This window comes from Tabrizicola sp., from assembly GCF_036781545.1.
Classification (GTDB): domain Bacteria; phylum Pseudomonadota; class Alphaproteobacteria; order Rhodobacterales; family Rhodobacteraceae; genus Tabrizicola.
Genome location: NZ_DAIQAT010000202.1, coordinates 1 through 5,357, shown reverse-complemented (window position 1 = coordinate 5,357; position 5,357 = coordinate 1). Strand labels below are relative to the sequence as shown.

Sequence of the window (5,357 nt, the reverse complement as noted above, 5' to 3'; positions counted from 1 at the left end):
AAGCACGGTTTCGGCGATGTCGCCCGGCTTGGCGCCGATGTGGAAGGTCATGTCTGCGTCCCTCTGCGGGACACAGGCTCAATGCCCTGATGTCCCGTCATTATTCTGATCTTGTTATCGTCTTGTCGGCGTCTTCCTTCCGTGGGGACGGAGGGGAGACGCCAGCGCCATTAATGCGGCGCGCGCCGCTGGGCGGCAAGAGCGGAAAATCGGGGTTGGAGCGTGGGCCGATCCTGCGCTATCCGGAGCGGGCAGGCAGGAGGACCGCGCAGAGTGGACCATGACGTGACCCTGATCGCCGGACGTCGCGAGGCGCTTCTGGCGCGGACGCTGGAGTCCTTCGCGCGGGACGTGTTCCCAAACTTCCCGATCCGTCGCCTGATCGCCAATATCGACCCGTTCATGGGCGATGCTGCGGAGGGCGACCGTTGCGAGGCGCTGATCCGGCGGTACTTCCCCGATGCGCTGATTTTCCGGCCCGAGGCGCCCGACTTCGCCTCGGCGGTCATCCGGGCCTGGACGGCGACGACGGCACCGCGGGTGCTGCATCTGGAGGATGACTGGATCGCGCTGGAACCGATCACGCCCGAGCGGACCGAACCGCTGTTCGAACCGGATGTGGGAGCCGTGACCTTCATCTCGGTCAACAAGCACACGCGGGGTCTTCACCACCAGACCTCGCGGCGGGTGGTGAAGAAGGGCCGCCAGATCGTGCAGGACTTTCTGGTCAATGCCTTCTCGACCTCGCCCGGCATCTTCGAGGGCGATTTCCTGCGCGAGGCGGCGCGGCGGATGAAGCCGGGGCTGGACCCGGAGAAGCAGTTCTTCCGGCAGATCAACCCGGAGTTGGAGGCCCATGTGCTGCCGAAGCGCTGCATGTTCCTGCGCGGCACGACACGGCGCGAGCTGATCCTGGACATCGGCCGCGAGGCACGCGCCGAGGTGGGACTGGTGAAGGTCTATGAAAACGGAGCCTCGATCTGGCGCAAGGCGGACCCGGCACCGGACGTGGCCCCGGAGGCGCCGACGGACTGATCTATTCGGCGGCGAGGGTGCCGAAGACGGCGCGGTTGCCGCAGAAATGCGCCTCGGACGGTTGCGCCCCGGCCCCTTTGGCCAGGAGATGTGCGCAGGCGGCGCGGTCGGCGCAGTGACCGCAGGTGGTGAGCAGATCGACCCATTGCGCATGATCGCGCTTCAGCTCCACTTCCGAAATGCCGAAGATCCGGCCCATTGCCGTGACACGTTCGGAAATGTCGCGCGGCATCTTCAGGAAGCCCAGGACCTGTTCGCGGCTCATGCCGAGGTCATCGAGATCGCGGTCGCTGAGCGCGTTGACCTCTTGCACCTCGTGCAGGCGGTCGATGAGGGCGCGGATACGGTTGAACATGGCGGACTCCGGACGGCTGTGTGCTTTCCGGATAGGCCCTGCGAAGGGACCGCAGCCTTGATTTACGTCAAGCCCGCGGTGCGGCGGGCCGATCCTGCTGATGGTTTTCCATCAATGCGGGGCTGGCGCGGGCTTATTCGGCGGCAACCGGGGTGGGATCGGCAAGGGCCACGAGGTCAAGCATGATCCGGTTCAGCTGGAAGTCCTTCGGCGTGTAGACCTGGGCCACGCCCATCGTCTTCAGGGTGCTGGCGTCGTCATCCGGGATGATGCCGCCGACGACGAGGGGCTGGCGGAGGCCCGCTTCGCGCATGAGGTCCAGCGTCTCGCGGATCAAGGGCAGATGGCTGCCCGAGAGGATGGAGAGGCCGATCACGTCGGGCCCCTTCTCGGCGGCGGCGGTGACGATTTCCTGCGGGGTCAGGCGGATGCCGTCATAGGTGATCTCCATCCCGCAGTCGCGGGCACGGGCGGCGATCTGCTCGGCGCCGTTGGAATGGCCGTCGAGGCCGGGCTTGCCGAGAAGAAGGCGCAGCGGGCGGCCGAGCTTGGCGGCAACGGCGGCGACGGCGTCGCGGACGGGTTCCAGCCCTTCGGTGCGGTTCGAGGGGTTCTGGCTGACGCCGGTCGGGGCGCGGTATTCGCCGTAGAGCGCGCGCATGGCCCCGCCCCATTCGCCGGTGGTGACGCCCGCCTTGGCGCAGCGGATGGAGGCGGGCATGATGTTTTCGCCCGATTGCGCGGCCTGCCGGAGGGCGGCGAGGGCTTCCCGCACCTCCACCGTGTCGCGCTGGCTGCGCCAGTCGGCGAGGCGCGCGCATTGGTCGGCCTCGGCCCGGGGGTCGGCGGTCATGATCGCGCCGTCGCCAGTGGCGAGAGGGGACGGCTCGGTGGTGGTGAAGCGGTTGACGCCGACGACGGTGGTCTCGCCGGATTCGATCTTCGCGAGGCGTTCGGCATTGGCCTCGACCAAGCGGGATTTCATGTAGCCGATGGCGGCGACGGCCCCGCCCATGGCGTCGATATGGGCAAGCTCTTCCAGCGCGCCCTGCTTGAGGCTTTCGACCTTGCGGTCCACGGCGGGGTTGCCGTCGAAGAGGTCGTCGTAGTCGAGAAGGTCGGTCTCGTAGGCCAGGATCTGCTGCATCCGAAGCGACCATTGCTGGTCGAAGGGGCGGGGCAGGCCGAGCGCCTCGTTCCAGGCGGGAAGCTGGACGGCGCGGGCGCGGGCGTTCTTGGAGAGCGTCACGGCCAGCATCTCGAGGAGGATGCGGTAGACGTTGTTTTCCGGCTGCTGTTCGGTGAGGCCGAGGGAGTTGACCTGCACCCCATAGCGGAAGCGGCGGAAGCGGGCGTCAGCGATGCCGTAGCGGGTTTCCAGCAGATCGTCCCACAGCGCGGTGAAGGCGCGCATCTTGCAGAGCTCGGTCACGAAGCGGATGCCGGCATTTACAAAAAACGACATTCTGCCGACCATCGCGGGGAAATCTGCGGCAGGAACTTTCACTTTCAGATCATCGAGCACGGCGCAGGCCGTGGCGAGTGCGAAGGCCAACTCTTGCTCCGGCGTGGCCCCGGCCTCCTGCAGGTGGTAGGAACACACGTTCATCGGGTTCCACTTTGGCAGGTGTTTCCCGGTATAGGCGGCGACATCGGTGATCAGCCGGAGGGAAGGCTGCGGCGGCAGGATATAGGTCCCGCGCGAGAGGTATTCCTTGATGATGTCGTTCTGCACGGTGCCCTGCAGGGCAGTGATGTCGGCGCCCTGCTCCTCGGCCACGGCGATGTAGAGCGCCAGGAGCCAGGGAGCGGTGGCGTTGATCGTCATCGAGGTGTTCATCTGCTCCAGCGGGATGTCCTGGAACAGGGCGCGCATGTCGCCGAGATGAGCGACGGGGACGCCGACCTTGCCGACCTCGCCCCGCGCGCGGGGATCGTCGCTGTCGTAGCCGGTCTGGGTGGGCAGGTCGAAGGCGACGGAAAGCCCGGTCTGCCCCTTGGCAAGGTTGGTGCGGTAAAGCGCGTTCGAGGCGGCGGCGGTGGAATGGCCGGCATAGGTGCGGAAGAGCCAGGGGGCGTCCTTGCGTTTCGTGTCGGTCATCTCGGCCTCGCGAGTCGGGAGGGTAATTTTATTGCGCTGATGATGGCATATGGGAAAGATCGTGCCAATGTCAATCGCTGCGCTGCGGCAACCCTGGCGGAGCGGGGGTTTCACACCCCCGCACCCCCGCGGAGTATTTGCGCCAAGAGGAAGGGCATTGCCGGAGAGCGGGGATCGGCTAGGCTTTGGCGATGTTCGGCGCGGTTGCGGTTCCTGTCTGGTTGCTGGCTTTGATCCTTGGCTTCGCCGCGGTCAGCTTTGCCACGCATTTCCTGTTCCCTTCGGTGCGCTGGTTCTTCCGGCGGCGGGCCGAGCGGGCGCTGGCGCAGCTGAACACGCGTCTGGACCGCAAGATCGACCTTTTCAAGCTGGCGCGGCGGTCGGACATGATTGCGCGGCTGGCCTATGACCAGCGCGTCGTCGAGGCGGCGATGGTCCATGCGGCGGAAACCGGGGTGCCGGGGGAAGTGGCCTTCGAGGAGGCCCATCGCTACGCGAAGGAGATCGTGCCGGGGTTTTCGGCGACGGTCTATTTCGGCTTCGGCACGCGAGCGGCGAAAGGGCTGTCGCGGCTTCTGTTCCGGGTCAGGGTCGGCAAGATCGACCGGGCGCTGGAGCGGATCGATCCGAGGGCCACGGTGATCTTTGTGATGAACCATCGCTCCAACGTCGATTATGTGCTGGTGACATGGCTGGTCGCCGGGCGGTCGGCGGTAAGCTATGCGGTGGGGGAATGGGCGCGGGTCTGGCCGCTGTCGGCGCTGATCCGGTCGATGGGGGCCTATTTCATCCGGCGGGGCAGCCGCAACGCTTTGTATCGCAAGGTCTTGGCGCGCTATGTCCAGATGGCGACCGAGGAGGGCACGACGCAGGCGATGTTCCCCGAGGGCGGCCTTTCCCTGGATGGGCAGGTGGGACCGGCGAAGCTGGGGCTGATCAGCTATATCGTCGAGGGCTGGACGCCGCTGTCGCGCGACGTGGTCTTCGTGCCGGTGGGGCTGGCCTATGACCGGGTGCTGGAGGACCGGGTGCTGGTCGAGGCGGCGGCCAGTGGTACGCGGCGGTTCAGGAACCGGCCGCTCTGGGTGGCCTGGCACGCGGCACGGTTCCTCTGGGCGCGGATGCGCGGGCAGACGCATGGCTTCGGCACGGCGGCGGCGGGGTTCGGCGCCCCGGTTTCATTGCGTGAGCATCTGGCGGCGGGGGGCACGGTCGAGGCACTGGGCGAGCGGCTGATGGCGGCGATCGCAGCGGTGGTGCCGGTGCTGCCGGTGCCGCTGGTGGCGAAGGCGCTGGGCGAAGGGGCGACCAGCCGGGAAGAGTTGCTGGCAAGGGTCGAAGCGCTGGTCGCGGCCCTGACGGCGGCGGGAGCGGTGCTGAAGCTGCCACCGCAGGGCCCAGGCGCGGCATTGGACGAAGGGCTGACGCCGCTGATCCGGCGCGGGCTGGTGAGCGAGGGATTGCAGCCGGTGGCCGCGGAGCGCGCGTTGCTGCGCTTCTATGCGGCCTCGATACCAGACATCGGCGTCGCTGCGACGCCGCAGACATAAAATTTCAAGATTACCCAATCATACTATTGCAAAGTTGCGCGCAGAAATATTATCTGCAGCCAAGGGCGCGGCGATTCTGCGGCGCGGCATCTGGCTTGGAGGCTCATGTTGGCTTTGGATACGCAAACCGCACCCCTGATCTACGACGCGCCGAAGAAGGATCTTTACGAACTGGGCGAGATGCCCCCCCTCGGCCATGTGCCGAAGCAGATGTATGCTTGGGCGATCCGCCGCGAGCGGCACGGAGCCCCGGAACAGGCCATGGTGCAGGAGGTGGTCGATACCTGGACCATCGACAGCCACGAGGTGCTGGTCC

At 66.7% G+C, this 5,357-nt stretch carries 4 protein-coding genes and 1 pseudogene; 3 read left to right on the top strand and 2 right to left on the bottom strand.

Features of this window, described 5'->3' with window-relative positions; translation table 11 throughout:
* Positions 1-273: 273 nt before the first annotated feature.
* Positions 274-1,035, top strand: a complete 762-nt coding sequence (locus V7Q39_RS19025; protein ID WP_333818186.1) for a hypothetical protein — start codon at positions 274-276, stop codon at positions 1,033-1,035.
* A 1-nt stretch (position 1,036) separates the two neighbouring features.
* Here the strand turns inward: V7Q39_RS19025 and V7Q39_RS19020 are convergent, their stop codons facing one another.
* A complete protein-coding gene (locus V7Q39_RS19020) occupies positions 1,037-1,390 on the bottom strand; it encodes a DUF6455 family protein (protein WP_333818185.1) in 354 nt (117 codons plus the stop codon).
* Positions 1,391-1,523: 133 nt separating this feature from the next.
* Entirely contained in the window at positions 1,524-3,491 is a 1,968-nt protein-coding gene (locus tag V7Q39_RS19015) for a methylmalonyl-CoA mutase family protein (protein WP_333818184.1), read from the bottom strand.
* A 191-nt stretch (positions 3,492-3,682) separates the two neighbouring features.
* Here V7Q39_RS19015 and V7Q39_RS19010 point away from each other — a divergent pair, with 191 nt between their 5' ends.
* On the top strand, positions 3,683-5,041 hold the full coding sequence (locus V7Q39_RS19010; RefSeq protein ID WP_333818183.1) for a 1-acyl-sn-glycerol-3-phosphate acyltransferase: 1,359 nt from the start codon (positions 3,683-3,685) through the stop codon (positions 5,039-5,041).
* 108 nt (positions 5,042-5,149) lie between these two features.
* Positions 5,150-5,357 (top strand): annotated as a pseudogene (locus V7Q39_RS19005) (crotonyl-CoA carboxylase/reductase); the annotation flags it as partial.

What these genes read in the sequence shown, in the direction of transcription:
- V7Q39_RS19020 (WP_333818185.1), bottom strand. Translation starts at nt 1,390, where the DNA reads ATGTTCAACCGTATCCGCGCCCTCATCGACCGCCTGCACGAGGTGCAA.
- V7Q39_RS19015 (WP_333818184.1), bottom strand. Translation starts at nt 3,491, where the DNA reads ATGACCGACACGAAACGCAAGGACGCCCCCTGGCTCTTCCGCACCTAT.
- V7Q39_RS19010 (WP_333818183.1), top strand. Translation starts at nt 3,683, where the DNA reads ATGTTCGGCGCGGTTGCGGTTCCTGTCTGGTTGCTGGCTTTGATCCTT.